Here is a 21,290-nt window from a genome sequence, read left to right on the forward strand (position 1 = left end):
CTGGGGAGGGCCCCTCTATCCTCAAGAGCAAAGGAGGGGGTATGGACCGGATCGAAGGCGTTCTTAAGGAAGAGCGGGTGTTCTACCCCAGCGAGGCCTTCCGCAAGCAGGCCCACATCGGGAGCGAGGAGGAGTACGAGAGGCTGTACCGGGAGAGCCTTCAGGACCCCGAGGGCTTCTGGGGACGGGTGGCCTCGGAGCTCCACTGGTTTGAGCCCTGGCAGAAGGTCCTGGAGGGGGACCTGCCCCACCCCAAGTGGTTCGTGGGGGGGAAGACCAACCTCGCCTACAACGCCCTGGACCGGCACGTGAGGACCTGGCGCCGCAACAAGGCGGCCCTCATTTGGGAGGGGGAGCCGGGGGAGGAGCGGGTTCTCACCTATTACGACCTCTGGCGCGAGGTGCAGAAGTTCGCCAACGTCCTCAAGCGCCTGGGGGTGAAGAAGGGCGACCGGGTCACCATCTACCTCCCCATGATCCCCGAGGCGGCCATCGCCATGCTGGCCTGCGCCCGCATCGGGGCGGTGCACTCCGTGGTCTTTGGGGGCTTTTCCGCTAACGCCCTGGCCGAGCGCATCAAGGACGCCGAGGCCAAGGTGCTCATCACCGCCGACGGGGGCTTCCGCCGCGGTGGCATCGTGCCCCTCAAGCAGAACGCCGACGAGGCCCTAAAGGACGCCCAGAGCGTGGAGCACGTGGTGGTGGTGCGCCGCACCGGGGAGGAGGTCCCCTGGACCCCCGGGCGGGACCACTGGTGGCACGAGCTCATGGAGGCCGCCTTCGATCGGTGCGAGGCGGAGCCCATGGAGGCGGAGGAGCCCCTCTTCATCCTCTACACCTCCGGCTCCACGGGGAAGCCCAAGGGGGTGTTGCACACCACGGGCGGCTACATGACCTACGTCTACTACACCACCAAGCTGGTCTTTGACCTCAAGGACGAAGACGTCTACTGGTGCACCGCCGACGTGGGCTGGATCACGGGGCACTCCTACGTGGTCTACGGGCCCCTCTTGAACGGGGCCACCACCCTGATGTACGAGGGGGCCCCCAACTGGCCCGAGCCCGACCGCTTCTGGCGGATCGTGGACAAGTACGGGGTCACCATCTTCTACACCGCCCCCACCGCCATCCGCAGCTTCATGAAGTGGGGGGAGGGGTGGCCCCTCAAGCACCGCCTGGACACCCTGAGGCTCCTCGGCACCGTGGGCGAGCCCATCAATCCCGAGGCCTGGCTCTGGTACTACAACGTCATCGGCAAGGGCCGCTGCCCCATCGTGGACACCTGGTGGCAGACGGAGACCGGGGGCATCATGATCACCACCCTGCCCGGGGCCCACGCCATGAAGCCGGGACACGCCGGGAAGCCCTTCTTCGGGGTAAAGCCGGAGATTCTGGACAGCGAGCACCGCCCGGTGGAGAACCCCGACGAGGGCGGCCACCTCTGCATCACTCGCCCCTGGCCCAGCATGCTCCGCACCGTTTGGGGCGACCCCGAGCGCTTCCTGAAGCAGTACTTCAGCCAGCACCCCGGGGTCTACTTCACCGGGGACGGGGCCCGTCGGGACAAGGACGGCTACTACCTCATCCAGGGCCGGGTGGACGACGTGCTGAACGTGGCCGGGCACCGCCTGGGCACCATGGAGATCGAGTCCGCCCTGGTGGCCCACCCCGCCGTGGCCGAGGCGGCGGTGGTGGGCAGGCCCGATCCCGTGAAGGGGGAGGCCATCGTGGCCTTCGTGACCCTGAAGGAGGGGTACGCTCCCTCCGAGGCCCTAAGGGGCGAGCTCAAGGCCCACGTGGCCAAGGTCATCGGTCCCATCGCCCGTCCCGACGAGGTGCGCTTCACCGACGCCTTGCCCAAGACCCGCTCGGGCAAGATCATGCGCCGCCTCCTCCGGCAGATCGCCGCCGGGGAGCAGGAGATCAAGGGGGATACCTCCACCCTCGAGGACCGCTCCGTGGTGGAGCGGCTGAAGCAGGGCTCTTAGGCCCCACGAAGGCCCCGGCGGGGTGGCCTTACCCCGCCGGGCTCTTGTGCACGTGCACCACCTTCCACCCCTCGGGGAAGCGCACCGCTACCCGGCTCTCGTTCACCGCCCGGTGCCTGAGGCCCCCCTCCTCCTCCACGGTGAGGAGGAGGGTGTAGCTGAAGATGGCCACGTCCCCGTAGCGCTGAAGGCGCTTTTCCAGGAGGTCCAGGCGGTAAGGCCTTCCCCCCGTGGCCCAGTTCTTCTCCACCATGAAGCGGTGGAAGGGGAGGCCGTCCAAGCGGTGGGGGGTCACGAACCACTCGTAGAGGGAAAGCTCCTCGTGGGTGGTGGCCTCGTACGTGGCCCAGTCGCCCTCGTAGATGCTCCTCAGGTGCCTCTCCAAAAAGCCCCAGAGCTCGGCTTCGCCTTCCATGGGCTTCTCCTAGCGGGGGGGCTGGTACTCGCCCCACTCCTCCCTAAGAACCCCGCAGACCTCCCCCAGGGTGGCCCGGCGCCGGAAGGCCTCCAGCACGTGGGGGAAGAGGTTCTCCTGGCCCCTGGCCGCCTCCCTTAGCCGTTCCAGGCCCACCCGTACGCTTTCCCCGTCCCGCCTGGCCTTGAACTCGGCGAGCTCCCGCTTGCGCCTCTCGTGGAGCTCGGGGTCAATCCGCTGCACGGGGACGGGCTCGTTGAGGGGGCTATGGGGGTCAAAGAAGCGGTTCACCCCCACGATCACCCTCTTGCCCTCCTCCACCTCCTTTTGGAACTGCCAGGCGGACTCCTCGAGGGCCCTCTGGAAGTAGCCCGCTTCCACGGCCGCCACCGCCCCTCCCAGGGCGTCGATCTCCCGCAGGATTCTTTCCGCCTCCTGTTCCAGCTTGTCCGTGAGGTGCTCCACGTAGAAGCTCCCCCCCAAGGGGTCTATGGCCCGGGTGACCCCGCTCTCGTAGGCCAGGATCTGCTGGGTGCGGAGGGCCAGGAGGGCGCTCTTCTCCGTGGGCAGGCCCAGGGCCTCGTCGTAGGCGTTGGTGTGGAGGCTCTGCGTGCCCCCGAGCACCGCCGCCAGGGCCTGGTAGGCGGTGCGCACCACGTTGTTCAGGGGCTCCTGCGCCGTGAGGGTGGAGCCCCCGGTCTGGGTGTGGAAGCGGAGCATCCAGCTTCTCGGGTCCTTGGCCCCGAACTCCTCCCGCATGATCCGGGCCCAAAGGCGCCTTGCCGCCCGGAACTTGGCGGCCTCCTCAAAGATGTCCCCGTGGGCGGCGAAGAAGAAGGAAAGCCTTGGGGCGAAGCGGTCCACCTCGAGGCCCCGCTCCAGGGCGGCCCGCACGTAGGCCTTGGCGTCCGCCAGGGTGAAGGCGATCTCCTGGGCGGCGGTGGACCCGGCCTCGCGGATGTGGTAGCCGGAGATGCTGATGGTGTTCCACCGGGGGACGTGCGCGGCGCAGAACTCAAAGATGTCGGTCACGAGGCGCATGGAGGGCCCCGGGGGGTAGATGTAGGTCCCCCGGGCGAAGTACTCCTTGAGGATGTCGTTTTGCACCGTGCCCGAGACCTTGTCCCAGGAGACCCCCTGCGCCTCGGCCACCAGGAGGTAGAGGGCCAGGAGCATCATGGCCGGGGCGTTGATGGTCATGCTGGTGGAGACCCGGTCCAGGGGGATGCCGTCAAAGAGCTTCTGCATGTCCTCCAGGGTGGCGATGGACACCCCCACCCGCCCCACCTCCCCCACGCCCATGGGGTGGTCGGGGTCCAGGCCGAGCTGGGTGGGGAGGTCAAAGGCCACGCTGAGGCCCGTCTGGCCCTGGGAGAGGAGGTAGCGGTAGCGGGCGTTGGACTCCTCGGCGGTGGAGAAGCCCGCGTACTGGCGCATGGTCCAAGGCCTTTCCAGGTACATCCGGGGGTAGATGCCCCGGGTGAAGGGGTACTCCCCCGGGCGGCCCAGCTTCTCCTGGTAGCCCTCCGGCAGGGACTCAAAGAGGCCTTCCATGCCTTAGTTTTACAGGAAAAACCGGAGGAGCAGGATAAAGGCGAAGAGGACCCCCAGGAGGAGGAAGAGGGGAGGGAGGAGGAGGCTGTAGGCCGCCAGGACCAGGGCCAGGAAGTCCTTCCAGTCGGGCTTGGGCTCCCCCTTCACGCCCTACAGAATAGACCGCCCCGCTCCCCGGGGCAATCCTTCCCGCTTCCCCTCTTTCTAGCCCTTTTGATAGCATTGGCCCATGGCCCTCTCCAAAAACGCCCGGAAGGTGCTCAAGGTCATGGCCCGCAGGGGGGCCCCGGAGGTCCTCTTCGCCCTGGGCCGGGGGCCTTCCCGCTTTTCCGACCTCCAGGCCGTTTTGCTCCTCTCCCCCCGCACCCTGGCGGAGAGGCTTCGGGAGTTCCACGCCCTGGGCTTCGTGGAGCGGCGGGCTTTCCCGGAGGTGCCGCCTCGGGTAGAATACACCTTGACGGCGAAGGGGAAGCGGGTCTTGGATTTTTTTCGGGATTTGGAGGCGATATTGGACGCACAGGAGGTAAAGCGGTGAAAGCGCGCGCCATCGTGGTGACTTCGGGCAAAGGGGGGGTGGGCAAGACCACCACCACCGCCAACCTGGGGGCGGCCCTGGCCAAGCTGGGGGAGAAGGTGGCGGTGATAGACGTGGACGTGGGCCTCCGCAACCTGGACGTGGTGATGGGCCTCGAGGGGCGGGTGGTCTTTGACCTCATCGACGTCTTGGAGGGAAGGGCCAAGCCCCGGCAGGCCCTCATCCGGGACAAGCGGGTGGAAAACCTCTACCTCCTTCCCGCCTCCCAGACCAAGGACAAGGAGGCCCTGGACCCCGAGCGCTTCCGCAACCTCGTCCGGCACCTCCTCGCCGAGGAGGGGTTTGACCGGGTGCTCATAGACTCCCCGGCCGGGATCGAGAAGGGCTTCCAGACGGCGGCCACCCCGGCGGAAGGGGCCTTGGTGGTGGTGAACCCCGAGGTGTCTAGCGTCCGGGACGCCGACCGCATCATCGGCCTTCTGGAGGCCCGGGAGATCCGGGAGAACTACCTGGTCATCAACCGCCTGCGGCCCAGGATGGTGGCCCGGGGGGACATGCTCTCCGTGGAGGACGTGGTGGAGATTTTGGGCCTGAAGCCCATCGGCATCATCCCCGAGGACGAGCAGGTCCTCATCTCCACCAACCAAGGGGAGCCCTTGGTCCTTAGAGGCAACGGCCCCGCCGCCCAGGCCTTCATGGACACCGCCCGGCGCCTCCTGGGGGAGGAGGTGCCCTTCCGCGCCCTCGAGGACGCCCAGGGCCTCCTGGGGGTGTTGAAGAGGCTCTTCGGAGGTCGCTGATGTGGTGGCGCAAGAAGAGCAAGGAAAAGGCCAAGGAGCGCTTGAAGCTCGTTCTGGCCTACGACCGGGCTAGGCTTTCCCCGGGTCTAGTGGAAAACCTCAAGAAGGACCTCCTGGAGGTCCTGCGCCGCTACTTCCCCGCCCAGGAGGAGGGCCTTTCCGTGGCCTTGGAGGAACGGGGGGAGAAGATGGTCTTGATGGCCGACATCCCCCTCAAGTGAGGCGCCCCAGGTGACCCTAAGGCGGCCCAACCTCCTGGCCTACGACTGGGGCCTGGCCCTCCTGGCCCTGGTCCTCACCCTCTTGGGCCTCTATAACCTGCGAAGCGCCGCCCCCGACCCCGGTCTCCTTCCCCGACAGGTGGCGGCCTTTCTCCTGGGGCTGGCCCTAGGGGTGGGGGTCCAGTTCCTTTCCCGCCGCACGGTCTTCGCCCTGGCCTACCCCCTCTACGCCCTTTCCCTGGCCCTTTTGGTCCTGGTCCTCCTGGTGGGCCGGGAGATCAACGGGGCCAGGGCCTGGTTCGTGGTGGGGCCCCTGCAGTTCCAGCCCCTGGAGGTGGCCAAACTGGGGCTGGTCCTGGCCCTGGCCCGCCTTCTGGAGAACCGCCCCGTCCGCCGGGTTTGGGACTACTTCCTTCCCGGCCTCCTCACCCTGCCCGTGGTGGCCCTTCTCCTGCTCCAGCCCGACCTGGGAGGCTCCCTGGTGGTCCTCTTTGGGGCCTTCGCGGTCCTTTGGGTCCGCGGCCTGCCCGGAAGGCACCTCTTGGTGGGCGCCTTGGCCCTGGCCCTACTGGTGCCCACCGTGGTCTGGCCGAGCCTCAAGCCCTACCAGCGGGAGCGGGTGCTCATCGTCTTGGACCCCTACCGGGACCCCTTGGGCCAGGGGTTTCAGGTGATCCAGTCCACCATCGCCATCGGCTCGGGGGGACTCTTGGGCAAAGGGTACGGCCAGGGCACCCAGACCCAGCTGGGCTTCGTGCCCTTCCGCCACACGGATTTCGTCTTCGCCGTCTGGGCGGAGGAGTGGGGTTTCGTGGGGGTGGTGGCCCTCCTCGGCCTTTACGCCCTCCTTCTCCTGCGCCTCTTCGCCCTGGCCCTGGAGTGTCCCCGCCTGGCCGACCGCCTCTTCCTCGCCGGGGTGGGGGGGATGCTGGGCTTCCAGGTGGTGGTGAACCAGGGGGTGGCCCTGGGGGTGATGCCCGTGACCGGCCTGACCCTGCCCCTCTTTTCCTATGGGGGATCCAGCCTGGTGGCCACCCTCTTCTCCCTGGGCCTGGTGCTTCTGGTCCACCGGGACCGGGCCGTTCCCTAGAGGCCCAGGGTTATATAAACTGGGCCCCGTGGCCAGGGACGTCTTGGTGCGCCTCCTTGGGGTGCGGAAGGCCTACGGGGGGGTGGTGGCCTTGGAGGGGGTGGACCTCGAGGTCCATAGGGGCGAGTTCTTCAGCCTCCTCGGGCCCTCGGGTTGCGGCAAGACCACCCTCTTAAGGCTCCTCGCCGGCTTTGAAACCCCGGACGCGGGCCGCATAGAGATCGGGGGGCGGGACATGGCCGGGGTGCCCCCCTATGGGCGCCCCGTGAACACCGTCTTCCAGAACTACGCCCTCTTCCCCCACATGACCGTAGAGGCCAACATCGCCTTCGGGCTCCGCATGAAGGGCCTTCCCCCGGAGGCCGTCCGGGAGAAGGTGGCCTGGGCTTTGGAGCTGGTGGACCTCCTCGGCCTGGAGAAGCGCTATCCCCGGGAGCTTTCCGGGGGGCAGAAGCAGCGGGTGGCCCTGGCCCGGGCCCTGGTGCTGGAGCCGGAGGTGCTCCTCCTGGACGAGCCCCTCTCCGCCTTGGACGCCAGGCTCCGCCAGGAGCTTCGGGTGGAGCTCATGCAGATCCAGAGGCGGCTTGGCACCACCTTCATCTTCGTCACCCACGACCAGGAGGAGGCCTTGGTCATGTCGGACCGCATCGCCGTGATGCGCTCCGGGCGCATCGTGCAGGTGGGCCTTCCCGATGAGGTCTACGAGCGCCCCAAAAACCGCTTCGTGGCCGAGTTCCTGGGCCGCTTCAACTTCCTTCCCGCAAGGCCCCACCCCTTGGGAGCGGAAACTCCCTTGGGGCCCTTGCGCCTCCGGTCCCCTTTGGAGGGGGAGGCCCTTTTGGGGATCCGCCCGGAGAAAATCCGCCTCTACCCCGTGGGAAACGGCCTTCCCGCCCGGGAGAACCTGGTGCGGGCGGTGGTGGAAGAGATCGTCTACACGGGGGCCGAGAACCAGTACTACCTGCGGGCAGGGGGGATGCGGCTTCTGGCCTACACCTTGAACCAGGACCTCCAGGAGCCGGGGGCCGAGGAGTTTACCTACGGGGAGGAGGTTTTGTGCTACCTTCCCCCAGAGAACCTGGTGGTGCTCCATGAATGAGGCGGCTACCCCGTGGCAGCGGTTCTTCCGGGTGCTGGTCACCGTAGGCCCGGGGGGGCTTTGGCTCTTTCTCTTTGTCCTCCTCCCCACCCTCCTGGTCCTCCTGGCCTCCTTGATGAGCCGGGGGCCCTACGGGGAGCTTCAGGGGCCCTTGACCCTTAGGAACTACCTGAGGCTTTTGGAGCCCCCTTACCTCGAGGCCTTCGCCCAGAGCCTCGGGATAGGGGCCCTGGCCACCCTCTTCTCCGCCCTTCTGGGCTACCCCCTGGCCTTTTACCTCGCCCGCCACCCCCGGCGGGACCTCCTTCTCCTTTTCCTCCTCCTTCCCTTCTTCACCAACTTCCTCATCCGGGTCTACGCCTGGCTGGTCCTCCTGCAGCGGGAAGGGGTGGCGAACGCCCTTCTGCAGGCCTTCGGCCTTGGCCCCTTCACCCTTTACCCCTCCTTCTTCGCCGTGCTCCTGGCCACGGTCTACACCTTCCTGCCCTTTTTCGTGCTTCCGGTCTACGCCAGCGTGGAACGGGTGGACTGGCAGCTTTTGGAAGCGGCCTACGACCTTGGGGCAAGGCCCGTTAGGGCCTTCCTCCACGCCGTGCTTCCCCAGACCTACCCGGGGCTCTTTGCGGGAAGCGTCCTGGTCTTCATCCCGGCCATGGGCACCTTCGTGGTGGCCGACCTTCTGGGGGCGGGGCGGGTGGTCCTCATCGGCAACCTCATCCAGCAGCAGTTCGGCGTTACCCGGGACTGGGCCTTCGGGGCGGCCTTGAGCGTCTTCCTCATGGCCTTCGTCCTCCTAAGCCTCTACCTCTACGCCCGCCTCCAGGGGGAAAGGGGGCTTGAGGATCTGGTATGAGGCGGCTTCTCTCCCTCCACGCCCTGTTGGTCTATGCCTTCCTTTACCTCCCCATCCTGGTCATCGTGGCCCTCTCCTTCAACGAGAGCCGCAGGGGGGTTCGCTTCACCGGCTTCACCCTGAAGTGGTACCAGGGCCTCTTCCAGGACCCCAGGGTTTTGGAGTACTTCGCCAACACCCTTCTTGTGGCCTCGGTCTCCACCCTGGTCTCCACGGTCCTCGGGACCCTCCTCGCCTTGGGCCTGGTGCGCTACCGCTTCCTCGGGAAGGGCTTTTTGCGCTACCTCCTCTACGTCCCCGTGGTGGTGCCCGACGTGGTCATGGGGGTTTCCCTCCTCCTCCTCTTCGCCTTCTCCCGGGAGCTTTGGGGCTTTCCAAGGCTTTCCCTCCTCACGGTGGTCCTCGGGCACATCACCTTCCAGGTGGCCTTCGTGACCCTGGTGGTGCGCTCCCGGCTCCTCCTTTTGGACCCCGCCCTGGAGGAGGCCGCCCGGGACCTGGGGGCGAGGGGCTTCCAGACCTTTTGGTATGTGACCCTCCCCCTGGCCTGGCCGGGGGTGGCGGCGGGGGCGCTCCTCGCCCTCACCCTTTCCCTGGACGACTTCGTGGTCACCTTCTTCACCGCGGGGCCCGGGGCCACCACCTTGCCCCTTTACATCTACTCCAGCGTGAAGCTGGGGGTAAGCCCCAAGGTCCACGCCCTCTCCACCCTCATCGTGGGGCTTAGCGCCTTTTTCCTGGCTTTAGGGTATGCTCTCAGCCGGAGGAGGGTATGAGGCGGATCGGAGCCTTGCTCCTGGCGGTAGCCCTGGCGCTCCTGGGGTGGCTTCTCTTTCGCCCTAAGGCCCCTTCGGGCGCGGGCACCCTTTACTTCCTCAACTGGGCCGACTACATCCCCGAGGAGCTTGTCCGGAAGTTTGAGCGGGAGACGGGGGCCAAGGTGGTCCTGGACACCTTTGAGTCCCCCGAGGCCATGCTGGCCAAGCTCAAGGCGGGGGCGGACCGGGAGTTCTCCCTGGTGGTGGCCCCGGACTACTACGTCCTGCAGATGGCCCGGGACGGGCTCCTCGCCCCCTTGGACAAGGGGAGGCTGAAGAACCTCGCCCACCTGGACCCCTTCTTCCTGGACCCACCCTACGACCCCGGCCTGCAGCATTCCGTGCCCTACCTCTGGGGCACCACGGGGATCGCCTACCGGGAGGACCTGGTGAAGGGCACGGTGGACTCCTATGCCGCCTTCTTTGACCCGGGCCGCCAGGTGGGCCCTTTTCTCCTCCTGGACGAGATGCGGGAGACCATCGGGGCGGCCCTTAGGTACCTGGGCTACTCGGTGAACACCACCGACCCCCTTGCCCTGGAGAAGGCCAAGGAACTCCTCCTCGCCGCCAAGGGGCGCTCCGTGGGCTTCGCCGGGGGGGTGGAGGCCCTGAACCGCATCCTGGCGGGGGACGCCGCCCTAAGCCTCGCCTACTCAGGGGACGTCCTTCAGGCCCGGGGGGAGGACGAACGCCTCCGCTACGCCCTGGCCAAGGAGGGGGGAACGCTTTGGACGGACGCCATGGTGGTGCTGAAGCGGGGCCCGGCCCAGGAGCTGGCCTACCGCTTCATTGACTTTCTCTTGGAGCCGGAAAACGCCGCTACCCTGGCGGCGTACACCCGCTACGCCACCCCCGTGGCCCAGGCCATCCCCCTCCTGCCCGAGGAGATGCGCCAGGACCCCACCGTCTTTCCACCAGAGGAGGTGCGCGCCAAGCTGGAGTACCTCAAGGACCTGGGGCCGGACATCGCCCTTTACGACCGGGTCTGGACCGAGGTGAAGGCCCGCTAAAGAGGCCCCGGGCATAAGGGGTCTATACTGGAGCCATGAAGCGGGCCCTCCTCTTCCTCCTCTTGGGGCTTCCGGCCTTCGCCCAAGGGGTGGAGGGGCTTTGGGCCAGGACCTGCGCCCAGTGCCACGGGGACAGGGCCCAAGGGGTGAAACCCTACCCCGGCCTCCAGGGGGCCCTTCCCCTCTTCGCCACCCTCGAGGGGCGGCGCTACCTGGTCCTGGTGGTCCTCTACGGGAAAAAGGGGGAGGCGGGCCTGATGCCTGGCTTCGCCCAGCTTAAGGACGAGGAGCTGGCCGCCCTCCTCAACCACCTCATGGCCCTCCTCAAGGCTAAGGGGGAGCCCTTCAGGCCCGAGGACATCAAGAAGGAGCGGGGCCAGAACCTGGCCCCGGACCGGATCCCAAGGCCCTAGAGGGGGTCTTCCAATACGGCCCCCTCGTCCGCCTGGCGCACCAGGGCGGCGTAGCGGGCGAAGAGGCCGTGGGTGAAGGCGGGGGGGCGGGGTTGCCAGCGGGCCTTCCGCCTTTCCAGCTCCTCCTCGGGAAGGAGGACCTCCAGGAGGCGGCCTTCCACGTCAATCCGGATGCGGTCGCCCTCTTCCAAAAGGGCGATGGGCCCGCCCACGAAGGCCTCGGGGGCGATGTGGCCGATCATGAGGCCGCGGGTGCCCCCGGAGAAGCGGCCGTCGGTGAGGAGGGCCACCTCGGGCCCAAGCCCCTCCCCCACGATGGCGCTGGTCACCGAGAGCATCTCGGGCATCCCCGGCGCCCCCTTGGGCCCCACGTAGCGGATGACCACCACGTCCCCGGGCCGGATCTCCCCCTTCAGGACCTTCTCCATGGCCGCCTCCTCGGAGTCAAAGACCCGGGCCGGGCCCTCAAAATAGGTGCGCTCCGTCCCCGCGAGCTTGAGGACGGCGCCTTGAGGGGCGAGGTTCCCCTTGAGCACCACGAGGCCCCCGTGGGGTTTTAGGGCCTTCCCCACGGGGAAGACCACCCTCTGCCCCTCCTTTTCCCGGTAGGCCCTTTCCACCTCCTCCGCCAGGGTGCGGCCCGTGAGGGTCTTTTCCTCCCCGTATAAAAGCCCCGCCTCCAAAAGCCGCTTGAAGACGAGGGCCGTCCCCCCGGCTTCATACAGCTCCCAGGCGGTGTAGGTGCCCCAGGGCCTGAGGTCGGCGATCACCGGGGTCTTGCGGGAGATCCGGTCAAAGTCGTCCAGGCTGAGCTCCACCCCCGCCTCCTTGGCCAGGGCGAGGAGGTGAAGGACGGCGTTGGTGCTCCCCCCCGTGGCGGCCACGGCGGCGATGGCGTTGAGGAAGCCCTTCCGGGTGAGGAAGTCCTTGGGCTTCCAGTCGCGCTCTATGGCCCAGGCGAGGATCCGCCCCGCCTCCTTGGTGGCCCGCTCCTTTTCGGGGTGGACGGCGGGGATGGCGTTGTAGCCCACGGGGGAGAGGCCCAAGGCCTCGAGGGCCATGGCCATGGTGTTGGCGGTGTACTGGCCGCCGCAGGCCCCGGGGCCGGGGATGGCCCGGCGCTCAATCTCCAAAAGCTCTTCCTCGCCGATCTTCCCGGCGGCCCTTTGCCCCACCGCCTCAAAGACCTCCACGATGGTGAGCTTCCGGCCCCGCCACTCTCCCGGGGCGATGGTTCCCCCGTAGAGGACCATGCCGGGGACGCCGCTGCGGATCACCCCCATGGCCCCCCCGGGGATGGTCTTGTCGCAGGCGGAGAGGGCCACCATGCCGTCGTAGAGGTAGCCCTGGGCGATGAGCTCCACGCTGTCGGCGATGACCTCGCGGCTTACCAGGCTTGCCCGCATGCCGGGGGTGCCCATGCTGATGCCGTCGGAGATGGCGGGGGCCCCGAACTCAAAGGGGACAAGCCCCGCCTCCTTGAGCCCGGCCTTGAGGTGGAGGGCGAGGCTTCGCAGGTGGAAGTTGCAGGGCATGCCGTCGGTGAAGGTGTTCACCACCCCCACGAATGGCCTTCCGAAGTCCTCGTCCCCCACCCCCACCGCCCGGAGCATGCTGCGGGCGGGGGCCTGCTGCAGTCCCTTCTTGATCCGGTCTGACCTCATGCGTCCCTCCAGGTGGCGATCCTTCCGTGGAAGGCCCTGGCCTTGGGGAGAAGCCGCACCAGGGCCTTGGCGGCCTCCTCCGGCGTGAGGAGACGCCCCTCTTCCTTGTAACCCCTAAAGACCCGGTGGAGCACGCCCGCGGCGCTCCCCTGGGCCTCCCGGGCCTGGCGCTGCATCTCCGTCTCCACCACCCCGGGGCGGAAGACGAAGCAGGTGACCTCCGGGGCCTCGGCGGCGAGCTGCCTGGCCAGGTGCTCCTCCGCCGCCTTGGTCACGGCGTAGGCCCCGATGCCCGGCAGGTTGCTCTCCGCCGCCCCCGAGCCCAGGTACACCGCGAGGCCCTCCCCTTGGCGCCTGAGGACGGGGTAGGCGAAGCGGGCGAGCTGGTAGCCGGCGAGGAGGTTGGCCTCGAGGACCTCCAGGAAAAGCTCCTCCGCCAGCTCAAAGAGGAGGGGCCCCGGGTGGAGGACCCCGGCGTTGTGGATGTAGCCCTGGAAGTTCCCCAAGGCCTCGGCCCGCTCCACCAAGGCGTGGGCCACCTCCGCTTTCCCCGCGCTTCCCGCCACGTAGGCCACCCTCGCTCCCAGGGCCTGGACCTCCTCGGCCACCGCCCGCAAGGGGCCTTCCGAGCGGGCGTTGAGCACCAGGTCAAAGCCCTCCTTGGCGAGGGCCAAAGCCAGGGCCTTCCCGATGCCCCGGCTCGCCCCGGTGAGGATCAGGGTCTTTCTCATAGAAGCTCCTCCGTGGGGATCGCCACGCCCTGGAAGGCGAGCCCGGCCCCAGGGCCCAGGGCCTCCACCTCTTGGTAGGCCTCCCCCTCGGGCTTCCGGTGGACCAGGACCCTCCTCCCCTCGAGGTCCACCACCCAGACTTCGGGGACCCCGGCTTGGGCGTAGAGGGGGAGCTTCACCTGGAGGTCGTAGCGCAGGGAGGTGTCAGCCACCTCCACCACCAAGAGGGCGTCCCGTCCCTGGGGCAGCTCCTCCTCGTAAAAGTCGGGCCGGGGCTTAAGGAGGGCGAGGTCGGGGTAAAGCTCCGACTCCCCCACCACCAGGGGGCTTTGCACGAAGAGGATGGCCTTTTGGGGCACAAGGGGGCCGAAGAGGGCGGTGAGCTTGGCCACCTTGGCGGCGTGGCGTTTTCCGATGGGGCTCATCTCTACCAGGTCTCCTTCCACGAGCTCCAGCCTTAGGTCCTCCGGGAAGACCCCGGCCTCCACCATGCGGTGGAACTCTTCCAGGGAAACCTTGTGGCGGGTCACGGCAGGACCTCCTTGACCGGCACCTTCAGCGAGAGGACCGAAAGCTCCCCGTCCTCGAGGGCCTCCGCCTCCCGGTAACCCTCTCCCTCGGGATGGCGGAAGATGCGCACCTTCTCCCGCACCAGGTCCACCACCCAGACCTCGGGTATCCCCGCTTGGGCGTAGAGGGGGAGCTTCACCTTGAGGTCGTGGTCCAGGCTGGTCTCGGCCACCTCCACCACCAAGAGGGCGTCCTTGGCCTCAGGTAGGCGGTCGCGGTACCGGGTCCTCGGGGGCTTAAGGAGGGCGAGGTCCGGATAGACCTCGGTGTCCGGGAAAAGCACCAGGGGGTTTTGCACCGAGAGCACGCTTTGATCCCGTAGGGCGCTCAAGAGGTCCACGAGGGTGTTCAGGACGTAGGCATGCCGCTTTCCAATGGGGCTCAGCTCCACCACCTCCCCCCGGATGAGCTCCACCCGGTCGTCCTCCCCCAGGATGCCCGCCTCGGCCATGCGGTGGAAGTCCTCGGCGCTGAAGCGGTGCCGGATCATACCCCCATCTTAGGCCAGGTGGCGGAGGACCGTGGCCGTGAAGGCCTCCGTGCCCGCGCTTCCCCCGAGGTCCGGGGGCGGGGTCTCCAGGAGGGCCTTGGCCACGGCATCTTCCACCTTGCGGGCGAGCTCCACCAGGCCGAAGGCGTGTTCCAGCATCAAGGCGGCGGAGAGGATGGCCGCCGTGGGGTTGGCGAGGCCTTTGCCGGCGATGTCGGGGGCGGAGCCGTGCACGGGCTCAAAGACCGGGGTGCCCCTTCCCAAGGAGGCGGAGGGGAGGAGGCCCAAGGACCCCGGGAGGACGCTCGCCAGGTCCGAGAGGATGTCCCCGAAGAGGTTCCCCGTGACCACCACGTCAAAGCGGGCCGGGTTCTTGACCAGGTGCATGGCCATGGCGTCCACGTACTGGTGCTCCAGGGCGACGTCGGGGTAGCCCCGCCCCACCTCTTCCACGGTCTTGCGCCAGAACTCCCCCACCTCCAGCACGTTCGCCTTGTCCACGCTCACCACGCGCTTCCTGCGCTTCCTCGCCGCCTCGAAGGCCACCTTGGCCACCCGCTCCACCTCGGGCTTGCTGTAGCGCTCCGTGTTCCAGGCCTCGGCCTCCGACATCCCCCGGGGCTCGCCGAAGTAGATCCCCCCGGTGAGCTCCCGGACGATGAGGACGTCCACCCCCCGGGCGATCTCCTCCTTCAGGGGGGAAAGCCTTTCCAGCCCGGGGAAGACCTTGGCCGGGCGGAGGTTGGCGAAGAGGTCCTGGCTTTTCCTTAGGGCCAAAAGCCCCGTCTCCGGGCGGATCCTCCGGGGAAGGGCGTCCCACTTGGGCCCCCCCACGCTTCCCAGAAGCACTGCCTCCGCCTCCTCCACGCCCTTTTGCGTGGGCTCGGGGAAGGGCTCCCCGAACCGGTCTATGGCCTCTCCCCCGAAGGGGAAGACCTCGTAGGCGAGGCCCAGGCCCTCGGCCTCGTCCAGGGCCCTCAGGACCCTCAGGGCGGCCTCGGTGACCTCGGGGCCGATCCCGTCCCCGGGAAGCACCGCCACCTTCATTCCGCCCTCCTGGGGTAGGGGAGCTTCTGGTCAAAGGCGTCCAGAAGCTCTCCGGCCTCCAGAAGTTCCCCGATGGGGTCCCAAAGCCCCTCCACCAGGGCCTCCCGGGCCTCTTCCCGGAGGAAGAGGGGGGCTACCCGGTCCCCGAAGCGCACCTCCTTCTGCACCAGGTCTATCTCCACCTCCACTTCCGGGTTCTCCTCCACGGCCTGGAAGAGGACCGCCAGGTCCTCAGGGGCCAGGCTCACGCAGGGGAGGCCGATGGCGGTGGCGTTGCCGAAGAAGATCTCGGCGAAGCTCTCCCCGATGATGGCCCGGAAGCCTGCCCGCTTGATGGCCTGGGGCGCGTGCTCGCGGCTAGAGCCGGAGCCGAAGCCCGACTCCACCAAGAGGATCGTGGCCCCCCGGTAGCGGGGGTCGTTTAAGGGGTGGGGCTTGGGGTTCCCCTTTTCGTCAAAGCGCTCGTCGTAGAAGAGGTACTGCCCCAGGCCCTCGAAGGTGAGGGCCTTCATGAAGCGGGCGGGGATGATGCGGTCGGTGTCGATGTCCTCGCCCCTAAGGGGCACGGCCCTTCCCCGGATCACGGTGAACTTCTCCAGCATGGCTTACCTCCCGATCCCGAAGACTTCCCGGGCGTCGGCGATCTCCCCGGCCACGGCCGCCGCCGCCACCATGAGGGGGCTCATGAGGACGGTGCGGCCCCTGGGGCTTCCCATGCGTCCCTTGTAGTTCCGGTTGGAGCTCGAGGCGGCGAGCTCGTCCCCTTCCAGGCGGTCCGGGTTCATGGCCAGGCACATGGAGCAGCCGGGCATCCGCCACGCAAACCCCGCCTCGCGGAAGACCTCGGCGATCCCCTCTTCCTCGGCCTTCCTCGCCACCCACTCCGAGCCCGGCACCACCAGGGCCCGCACCCCCTTCTTCACCTTGTGCCCCTTAAGGTGGCGGGCCACCTCCCTGAGGTCGGAAAGCCTGGCGTTGGTGCAGCTTCCGATGAAGGCCACCTGCACGGGCACCCCCTTGATGGGCTGGCCAGGCCTAAAGCCCATGTAGGCCAAGGCCTCCTCGGCCACGGGGCGCTCCTCCTCGGGAAGCTCCTCCAGGAGGGGAATCCTGCCGTCAATGGGGATGGCCTGCCCCGGGGTGATGCCCCAGGTGACCGTGGGGGCGATCTCCTCGGCGCGGAAGGTGACCACGTCGTCGTAGGGGGCGTCGGGGTCGGAGCGGAGGGCGAGCCACCGTCTCTTGGCCTCCTCCCACTCGGGCCCCTTGGGGACGTAGGGGCGGCCCTCGAGGTACTGGAAGGTGGTCTCGTCGGGGTTCACGTAGCCCACCCGGGCCCCGCCCTCAATGGACATGTTGCAGAGGGTCATGCGGCTTTCCATGTCCATGGCCTCCACGGCGCTTCCCCCGTACTCGTAGGCGTAGCCCAGGCCCCCCTTCACCCCCAGGTGGCGGATGATGTGGAGGATCACGTCCTTGGCGTAGACCCCGGGGGCAAGCCTCCCCTCCACGTTGATCCGCCGCACCTTGAGCTTCTGGGCGGCCAGGGTCTGGGTGGCGAGGACGTCCCGCACCTGGCTGGTGCCGATGCCGAAGGCCACGGCCCCGAAGGCCCCGTGGGTGGAGGTGTGGGAGTCCCCGCAGGCGATGGTTATCCCGGGCTGGGTGAGGCCGAGCTGGGGCCCGATGACGTGGACGATGCCCTGGTCCCCGCTCCCCAGGTCAAAGAAGGTGATGCCGTGCTCCCTTGTGTTCGCCCTGAGGGCCTCCAGCATGCTCTGGGCCAGGGGGTCCTGGAAGGGCTCGGTGCGGTCGTGGGTGGGGACGATGTGGTCCACGGTGGCGAAGGTGCGGTGGGGGTAGCGTACCCGAAGGCCCAGGTCCCGAAGCATCCCGAAGGCCTGGGGGCTCGTGACCTCGTGGAGGAGGTGGAGGTCTATGAAGAGCTGGCTCTGGCCGTTTCGGAGCTTCCTCACCTCGTGGGCTTCCCAGACCTTCTCGTAGAGCGTTTTTCCCATTCTCTCCCTCCCTATGCAAAACCCCCCGGGGTTTGGGGCCCGGGGGCAGGCGGCAAAGCCTTTCCCTAAACCGGGCCTGCCCGGCTTAGGCGTAGTAGGACGCTCCGCCGCATTGGCCCTTAGCCTAAGGGGAAGCGCCCTTTCCGGTCAAGGCCCCTATACCTGGCCTCCCCCTTTTGGTTCGGACATCATGTAGGCATGAGGAGGTTACCCTTTGAGCCAGAGGCTTTGAGGCCCTTTGTGAGCCCTTTGCTGGACCCGTGGCTTTGGCGGTGGGAAGACAAGGTGGCCCGTTTGCTGTGGTCCATCCTGGCCTCGGGCTCGGCTCGGAAGAGCGACTGGGCCAGGGCTTACCGGGAGGAGGCCAAGGAGGAGGCCAACTACAAGGCGATAGACCGCCTCTTGCCCCTCTTGGAGCCCAAGCGCTACCTCCTGCGGCTTCTGGACCCCAAGACGCCCTTTCTCCTGGTGGACCCCACGGAGGTCCCCCGTCCCCAGGCCAGGCGCACCCCCTACGTGGGACGGCTTTCCGATGGCAAGACCCTGGGTTTTTGGGCGGTGGTCTTTGCCCAGCCTTACGGGGGCCGGGCGGTGCCGGTGTACGTGGGGAGCTACTGGGAGGGGAAGGGGGAGGGGAGGAACCGGACCTGGGAGGGACTGGTGGAGGAGGTGGTGGAGTACGTGGAGGAGGGGACGGTGTGGGTGTTTGACCGGGAGTTTTCCTTCGGGGGGTGGCTGGAGGCCCTGGAGCGGTGGGGGGTGAGGTACGCGGTGCGGTTGAACCTGGGGACGAGGCCCAGGCTTTTGTGGCGTGGGGAGCGGCTTATTCCCTGGGTGGACCGGGGTCGGGAGGTGAGGTACGAGGGGGTGTGGTACCGGGGTGAGGTGGAGGTGAACCTGGTGGGGGTGTGGCGGGAGGGGATGAGGGAGCCCCTTTGGGTGATGGGGAACCTTCCCCCGGAGGAGCTTTTGCGGGTCTACGAGGAGCGGATGAAGATTGAGGAGGGGTTTAGGGACCTGAAGGGGCACCTGGGGTTGGGTGGGGTGATGAGCAAGGGATGGGAGGCCATGGAGAAGACCCTGGCCCTGGTGGCCTTGGCTTACGGGGTAGGGTTGATGGTGGGGGAGGAGGCGCGGGGGCGCCTGAAAGGGGGGGCTCAAAGGGGAGGCGGAAGTGGGGGGCTTACTCCGGGCTCTTTGTCCTCTTGAGGCAGCCGGTGCGCTTTTCCCCAGAGGAGTGGGTAGACATCCTGCGCCGCGCCCTGGAAGCCTGGCTGCAAAGGTTGTTCCCTACCCCCGTTTCCCCCGGGCAGGGGGCAGATGTCCGAACCTAAAGGTGGAGCTCAGCCCTATACTGCTAACGTGCTTGGCCTTTACCATGCGGCCCGGGCCCTGGGGCTAAAACCCGCCCTCCTGGAGTCCTTGGGGCCGAGGACGCCCTTCTCCCAGCTTTCCCTTCTGGGCCTCAGGCCCAGGCACCGCCTCGAGGTCCTGGAGGGGCGGCTCTACCTGGACGGGCGGCAGGTGGGGGAGGCCTTGGAGGTCTTCTCCTACCTGGAAAAGGGCCTGGGCAGAGGGTTCTTTCCCGCCTGGATCGGGTTTTTCGCCTACGAGTTCGCCCGCCACCTGGGCCTTCCCACCCGCAAGCCCCTTCCCGGCCTCCCCGAGGCGGCCTTTTACTACTACCCCGAGGGCTTCGCCCTCCTCTCGGGGAGGCTCGTGGAAAGGCCCTCCTTCCCTTTGCGGCCCAGGCCCTATCCCCTTCCTCCCTTGCCCCCTCACCCCCTGGTTTCCGACTTCCCCCGGGAGGCCTTCCTGGAGGGGGTGCGGGAGGTCCAGGAGAGGATCCGCGCCGGGGTGGTCTACCAGGTGAACCTCTCCCACCGCTTCCGCCTCCTGGGGGCGGTGGATCCCCTGGCCCTCTACGCCCGGATCCGCCTCCAGAACCCTTCTCCCTTCATGGGGCTCCTGGAGGGGGAGGGGTGGGCGGTGGTCTCGGGGAGCCCCGAGCGCCTCTTCCAAAGGGTGGGGAAGAGGCTTCTGGCCCGGCCCATCGCCGGCACCAGGCCCCGGGGGAGGACCCCGGAGGAGGACCGCCTCCTGGAGGCAGAGCTCCTCTCCTCCCCCAAGGAGCGGGCCGAGCACGCCATGCTGGTGGACCTGGTGCGCAACGACCTGGCCCGGGTGGCCAGGCCCGGCAGCGTGCGGGTGCGGGAGCTTTACACGGTGGAACGCTACGCCCACGTGATGCACCTGGTTTCCGAGGTGGAGGCCTACGCTGAAGCCCCTCTGGGGAGGGTTTTCCCCGCCCTCTTCCCCGGGGGGACCATCACCGGGGCGCCCAAGGGCACCGCCATGGAGGCCATCCGGGACCTCGAGCCCGTTCCCCGGGGGGCCTACACGGGAAGCCTGGGCTACGTCTCGGGGAGGGGGGCGGACTTCAACATCCTCATCCGTTCCTTCCAGAAGGTGGGGGAGGAGGTGCTCTTCTCCGCCGGAGCGGGGGTGGTGATCGCCTCGCACCCCGAGCGGGAGTACGAGGAAACCCTCCACAAGGCGGAAAGCCTCCTCCTCGCCCTGGAGAGGGGAAGGCCGGGAAGGCCCCCCGAGCCCCCGAGAAGGCGGGCCTCCTGGAACCCGCCCCCTCCTCCCCTGTACAGGCGGGCCCGGGTCCTCTTCCTGGAAAACCGGGACTCCTTCAGCCACAACCTGGTGGACTACCTCCGGACCTTGGGGGCTGAGGTCGTGGTGGTGGACCAGGAGGAGGCCCCCGGGTTTTCCGGCTTTACCCACCTGGTGGTGGGGCCCGGGCCCAAGGACCCCTTCACCGCCGGGCGGGTGTTGGAGTGGACGGAAAGGGCCCTTGGGGAGGGGCTTCCCCTCCTCGGGGTCTGCCTGGGCCACCAGGCTTTGGGGGTGGTGTTGGGGGCGGAGCTTTACCGGGAGGACCCCGTTCACGGGGAGGGGCACGCCATCTTCCACACCGGGGAGGCCCTCTTCGCGGGGATTCCCAGCCCGGCCCCCTTCGCCCGCTACCACTCCCTGGCCCTGAGGCGGCTGCCCTCAGGGGCGCGCCTCCTCGCTTGGACGGAAGGGGGTGTGCCCATGGCCCTTTGGGACGGGAAGAAGGCCTTTGGGGTGCAGTTCCACCCGGAAAGCCTCCTTTCCCCTTGGGGGATGCGCCTTCTGGCCAACTTTTTGGAGGTGGCATGAAGCGGGTCTTGCATAACGGGCTTCCCTTCGCCGAACCCCTTCCCGAGAGCTTGCTTTACCACGGGGTGAGCGTCTTCACCACCCTCCGGGTGGAAAGGGGGGAACCCCTTTGGCTCGAGGCCCACCTCCACCGCCTCCGCCGCCACGCCCTGGCCCTGGGGCTCCCTTACCCGGGGGACGAGGCCTTCCTCGAGGACCTCGAGGCCCTCCTCCGGGCCTTTCCCGAGGCCCCCTGCCTCCGCCTCCGCCTCACCGTGGGGGAGGGGGTGCGGCTCGCCGAGGCCAGGCCCTACACTCCCTTGCCCCCTTCCCTCTACCGGGAGGGGGTGCGGGTGAGGTTCACCCCCTTCCGCGTCCACCCCGACCTCGCCCGCTACAAGACCGGGAACTACCTCCCCTACCGCCTGGCCATGGCGGAGGCGAAAAGGGAAGGGGCCTTTGAGGGGTTGCTTCTGGACGCCTTCGGCCACGTGGTGGACGGGAGCCGCACCAGCCCCCTCCTCTTCCGGGAGGGCACCCTGTACCTTTTGGAGGGGGGGTTGGAGGGCCTTACCCGGGAGAGGGTGGCGGAGGCCGCCCAGGCCCTGGGCTTCCGGGTGGAGCGGGGCTTTTTCCGGCCGGGGGAGCTTTGGGGCCACCTCCTCCTCGCAGGGAGCGGGGTGGGCCTCCTGCCCGTGGGAAGGCCCCCTGAGGAGCTGCTTCCTCTCATAAAACGCTTCCTCCCCGCCTGCTATACTGAATAGCGGTACCGCCAGCCCAAG

Annotated in this window: 23 protein-coding genes; 13 read left to right on the forward strand and 10 right to left on the reverse strand. The window is 68.0% G+C overall.

The window, feature by feature from the left end; genetic code table 11:
* Positions 1-41: 41 nt before the first annotated feature.
* Complete coding sequence (acs, locus tag ACY5J6_RS03540) at positions 42-1,988, forward strand: acetate--CoA ligase (protein ID WP_462845979.1); 1,947 nt, start codon at positions 42-44, stop codon at positions 1,986-1,988.
* A 28-nt stretch (positions 1,989-2,016) separates the two neighbouring features.
* On the opposite strand, the gene ACY5J6_RS03545 is transcribed toward acs, so the two are convergent.
* Genes ACY5J6_RS03545 through ACY5J6_RS03555 form a run of 3 tightly spaced genes read right to left on the reverse strand, consistent with a single transcriptional unit; the run spans position 2,017 to position 4,104 of the window.
* Positions 2,017-2,403 carry a nuclear transport factor 2 family protein gene (locus tag ACY5J6_RS03545; RefSeq protein WP_462845980.1) on the reverse strand — a complete coding sequence of 129 codons (387 nt, stop codon included), beginning with the start codon at positions 2,401-2,403 and terminating at the stop codon, positions 2,017-2,019.
* A gap of 9 nt (positions 2,404-2,412) precedes the next feature.
* Positions 2,413-3,957, reverse strand: a complete 1,545-nt coding sequence (locus ACY5J6_RS03550; protein WP_462845981.1) for an acyl-CoA mutase large subunit family protein — start codon at positions 3,955-3,957, stop codon at positions 2,413-2,415.
* A 9-nt stretch (positions 3,958-3,966) separates the two neighbouring features.
* Positions 3,967-4,104 carry a hypothetical protein gene (locus ACY5J6_RS03555; RefSeq protein ID WP_462845983.1) on the reverse strand — a complete coding sequence of 46 codons (138 nt, stop codon included), beginning with the start codon at positions 4,102-4,104 and terminating at the stop codon, positions 3,967-3,969.
* An 82-nt stretch (positions 4,105-4,186) separates the two neighbouring features.
* Between ACY5J6_RS03555 and ACY5J6_RS03560 the strand changes: the two genes are divergently transcribed.
* From ACY5J6_RS03560 to ACY5J6_RS03600, 9 genes are read left to right on the forward strand one after another with little or no spacing between them, the layout of a single operon-like run.
* Positions 4,187-4,492 carry a winged helix-turn-helix transcriptional regulator gene (locus ACY5J6_RS03560; protein WP_462845984.1) on the forward strand — a complete coding sequence of 102 codons (306 nt, stop codon included), beginning with the start codon at positions 4,187-4,189 and terminating at the stop codon, positions 4,490-4,492.
* The gene (gene minD / locus ACY5J6_RS03565) at positions 4,489-5,292 is read left to right on the forward strand and encodes a septum site-determining protein MinD (protein ID WP_462845985.1); all 804 of its coding nucleotides are present in this window, start codon (positions 4,489-4,491) and stop codon (positions 5,290-5,292) included. The genes ACY5J6_RS03560 and minD overlap by 4 nt, the downstream gene beginning before the upstream one ends.
* Complete coding sequence (gene minE / locus ACY5J6_RS03570) at positions 5,292-5,513, forward strand: cell division topological specificity factor MinE (protein ID WP_462845986.1); 222 nt, start codon at positions 5,292-5,294, stop codon at positions 5,511-5,513. The genes minD and minE overlap by 1 nt, the downstream gene beginning before the upstream one ends.
* 10 nt (positions 5,514-5,523) lie before the next feature.
* Positions 5,524-6,603 carry a rod shape-determining protein RodA gene (gene rodA / locus ACY5J6_RS03575; RefSeq protein ID WP_462845987.1) on the forward strand — a complete coding sequence of 360 codons (1,080 nt, stop codon included), beginning with the start codon at positions 5,524-5,526 and terminating at the stop codon, positions 6,601-6,603.
* A 28-nt stretch (positions 6,604-6,631) separates the two neighbouring features.
* Positions 6,632-7,702: an ABC transporter ATP-binding protein gene (locus tag ACY5J6_RS03580; protein WP_462845988.1), complete on the forward strand. Its 1,071-nt coding sequence runs from the start codon at positions 6,632-6,634 to the stop codon at positions 7,700-7,702.
* Entirely contained in the window at positions 7,695-8,555 is an 861-nt protein-coding gene (locus tag ACY5J6_RS03585; protein WP_462845989.1) for an ABC transporter permease, read from the forward strand. The genes ACY5J6_RS03580 and ACY5J6_RS03585 overlap by 8 nt, the downstream gene beginning before the upstream one ends.
* On the forward strand, positions 8,552-9,331 hold the full coding sequence (locus tag ACY5J6_RS03590) for an ABC transporter permease (RefSeq protein ID WP_462845990.1): 780 nt from the start codon (positions 8,552-8,554) through the stop codon (positions 9,329-9,331). The genes ACY5J6_RS03585 and ACY5J6_RS03590 overlap by 4 nt, the downstream gene beginning before the upstream one ends.
* Positions 9,328-10,383 carry a polyamine ABC transporter substrate-binding protein gene (locus ACY5J6_RS03595; protein WP_462845992.1) on the forward strand — a complete coding sequence of 352 codons (1,056 nt, stop codon included), beginning with the start codon at positions 9,328-9,330 and terminating at the stop codon, positions 10,381-10,383. The genes ACY5J6_RS03590 and ACY5J6_RS03595 overlap by 4 nt, the downstream gene beginning before the upstream one ends.
* 35 nt (positions 10,384-10,418) lie before the next feature.
* Positions 10,419-10,796, forward strand: coding sequence for a c-type cytochrome (locus ACY5J6_RS03600; protein ID WP_462845993.1), 378 nt, complete (start codon positions 10,419-10,421; stop codon positions 10,794-10,796).
* Here the strand turns inward: ACY5J6_RS03600 and ilvD are convergent.
* Genes ilvD through leuC form a run of 7 tightly spaced genes read right to left on the reverse strand, consistent with a single transcriptional unit; the run spans position 10,793 to position 17,316 of the window.
* Positions 10,793-12,460: a dihydroxy-acid dehydratase gene (gene ilvD / locus ACY5J6_RS03605; protein ID WP_462845994.1), complete on the reverse strand. Its 1,668-nt coding sequence runs from the start codon at positions 12,458-12,460 to the stop codon at positions 10,793-10,795. The genes ACY5J6_RS03600 and ilvD overlap by 4 nt on opposite strands.
* The gene (locus ACY5J6_RS03610) at positions 12,457-13,191 is read right to left on the reverse strand and encodes an SDR family NAD(P)-dependent oxidoreductase (RefSeq protein ID WP_462845995.1); all 735 of its coding nucleotides are present in this window, start codon (positions 13,189-13,191) and stop codon (positions 12,457-12,459) included. Before ACY5J6_RS03610 ends, ilvD begins: the two co-directional genes overlap by 4 nt.
* A complete protein-coding gene (locus tag ACY5J6_RS03615; protein WP_462845996.1) occupies positions 13,188-13,721 on the reverse strand; it encodes a Uma2 family endonuclease in 534 nt (177 codons plus the stop codon). The genes ACY5J6_RS03610 and ACY5J6_RS03615 overlap by 4 nt, the downstream gene beginning before the upstream one ends.
* Positions 13,718-14,251, reverse strand: a complete 534-nt coding sequence (locus ACY5J6_RS03620; protein ID WP_462845997.1) for a Uma2 family endonuclease — start codon at positions 14,249-14,251, stop codon at positions 13,718-13,720. Before ACY5J6_RS03620 ends, ACY5J6_RS03615 begins: the two co-directional genes overlap by 4 nt.
* 9 nt (positions 14,252-14,260) lie before the next feature.
* Positions 14,261-15,298 (reverse strand): 3-isopropylmalate dehydrogenase, encoded by a 1,038-nt coding sequence (gene leuB / locus ACY5J6_RS03625; RefSeq protein WP_462845998.1) that lies wholly within the window; start codon positions 15,296-15,298, stop codon positions 14,261-14,263.
* Positions 15,295-15,900, reverse strand: coding sequence for a 3-isopropylmalate dehydratase small subunit (leuD, locus tag ACY5J6_RS03630; protein ID WP_462845999.1), 606 nt, complete (start codon positions 15,898-15,900; stop codon positions 15,295-15,297). Before leuD ends, leuB begins: the two co-directional genes overlap by 4 nt.
* 3 nt (positions 15,901-15,903) lie before the next feature.
* Positions 15,904-17,316: a 3-isopropylmalate dehydratase large subunit gene (leuC, locus tag ACY5J6_RS03635; protein ID WP_462846000.1), complete on the reverse strand. Its 1,413-nt coding sequence runs from the start codon at positions 17,314-17,316 to the stop codon at positions 15,904-15,906.
* Between the two features lie 198 nt (positions 17,317-17,514).
* On the opposite strand from leuC, the gene ACY5J6_RS03640 reads away from it, so the two are divergent.
* From ACY5J6_RS03640 to ACY5J6_RS03650, 3 genes are all read left to right on the forward strand, one after another.
* Positions 17,515-18,525, forward strand: coding sequence for a transposase (locus ACY5J6_RS03640; protein ID WP_462844384.1), 1,011 nt, complete (start codon positions 17,515-17,517; stop codon positions 18,523-18,525).
* A gap of 111 nt (positions 18,526-18,636) precedes the next feature.
* Complete coding sequence (locus ACY5J6_RS03645; RefSeq protein ID WP_462846001.1) at positions 18,637-20,529, forward strand: chorismate-binding protein; 1,893 nt, start codon at positions 18,637-18,639, stop codon at positions 20,527-20,529.
* Positions 20,526-21,272, forward strand: coding sequence for an aminotransferase class IV (locus ACY5J6_RS03650; RefSeq protein ID WP_462846002.1), 747 nt, complete (start codon positions 20,526-20,528; stop codon positions 21,270-21,272). The genes ACY5J6_RS03645 and ACY5J6_RS03650 overlap by 4 nt, the downstream gene beginning before the upstream one ends.
* The last annotated feature ends 18 nt before the right edge of the window (positions 21,273-21,290 follow it).

Source organism: Thermus sp. H19.2 (assembly GCF_054979525.1).

Excerpts from the sequence above, each read along its gene's own strand:
- acs (WP_462845979.1), top strand. The coding sequence starts at position 42 with ATGGACCGGATCGAAGGCGTTCTTAAGGAAGAGCGGGTGTTCTACCCC.
- ACY5J6_RS03545 (WP_462845980.1), bottom strand. The coding sequence starts at position 2,403 with ATGGAAGGCGAAGCCGAGCTCTGGGGCTTTTTGGAGAGGCACCTGAGG.
- ACY5J6_RS03550 (WP_462845981.1), bottom strand. The coding sequence starts at position 3,957 with ATGGAAGGCCTCTTTGAGTCCCTGCCGGAGGGCTACCAGGAGAAGCTG.
- ACY5J6_RS03560 (WP_462845984.1), top strand. The coding sequence starts at position 4,187 with ATGGCCCTCTCCAAAAACGCCCGGAAGGTGCTCAAGGTCATGGCCCGC.
- minE (WP_462845986.1), top strand. The coding sequence starts at position 5,292 with ATGTGGTGGCGCAAGAAGAGCAAGGAAAAGGCCAAGGAGCGCTTGAAG.
- ACY5J6_RS03585 (WP_462845989.1), top strand. The coding sequence starts at position 7,695 with ATGAATGAGGCGGCTACCCCGTGGCAGCGGTTCTTCCGGGTGCTGGTC.
- ACY5J6_RS03590 (WP_462845990.1), top strand. The coding sequence starts at position 8,552 with ATGAGGCGGCTTCTCTCCCTCCACGCCCTGTTGGTCTATGCCTTCCTT.
- ACY5J6_RS03595 (WP_462845992.1), top strand. The coding sequence starts at position 9,328 with ATGAGGCGGATCGGAGCCTTGCTCCTGGCGGTAGCCCTGGCGCTCCTG.
- ACY5J6_RS03600 (WP_462845993.1), top strand. The coding sequence starts at position 10,419 with ATGAAGCGGGCCCTCCTCTTCCTCCTCTTGGGGCTTCCGGCCTTCGCC.
- ilvD (WP_462845994.1), bottom strand. The coding sequence starts at position 12,460 with ATGAGGTCAGACCGGATCAAGAAGGGACTGCAGCAGGCCCCCGCCCGC.
- ACY5J6_RS03610 (WP_462845995.1), bottom strand. The coding sequence starts at position 13,191 with ATGAGAAAGACCCTGATCCTCACCGGGGCGAGCCGGGGCATCGGGAAG.
- ACY5J6_RS03620 (WP_462845997.1), bottom strand. The coding sequence starts at position 14,251 with ATGATCCGGCACCGCTTCAGCGCCGAGGACTTCCACCGCATGGCCGAG.
- leuB (WP_462845998.1), bottom strand. The coding sequence starts at position 15,298 with ATGAAGGTGGCGGTGCTTCCCGGGGACGGGATCGGCCCCGAGGTCACC.
- leuD (WP_462845999.1), bottom strand. The coding sequence starts at position 15,900 with ATGCTGGAGAAGTTCACCGTGATCCGGGGAAGGGCCGTGCCCCTTAGG.
- leuC (WP_462846000.1), bottom strand. The coding sequence starts at position 17,316 with ATGGGAAAAACGCTCTACGAGAAGGTCTGGGAAGCCCACGAGGTGAGG.
- ACY5J6_RS03640 (WP_462844384.1), top strand. The coding sequence starts at position 17,515 with ATGAGGAGGTTACCCTTTGAGCCAGAGGCTTTGAGGCCCTTTGTGAGC.
- ACY5J6_RS03645 (WP_462846001.1), top strand. The coding sequence starts at position 18,637 with ATGTCCGAACCTAAAGGTGGAGCTCAGCCCTATACTGCTAACGTGCTT.
- ACY5J6_RS03650 (WP_462846002.1), top strand. The coding sequence starts at position 20,526 with ATGAAGCGGGTCTTGCATAACGGGCTTCCCTTCGCCGAACCCCTTCCC.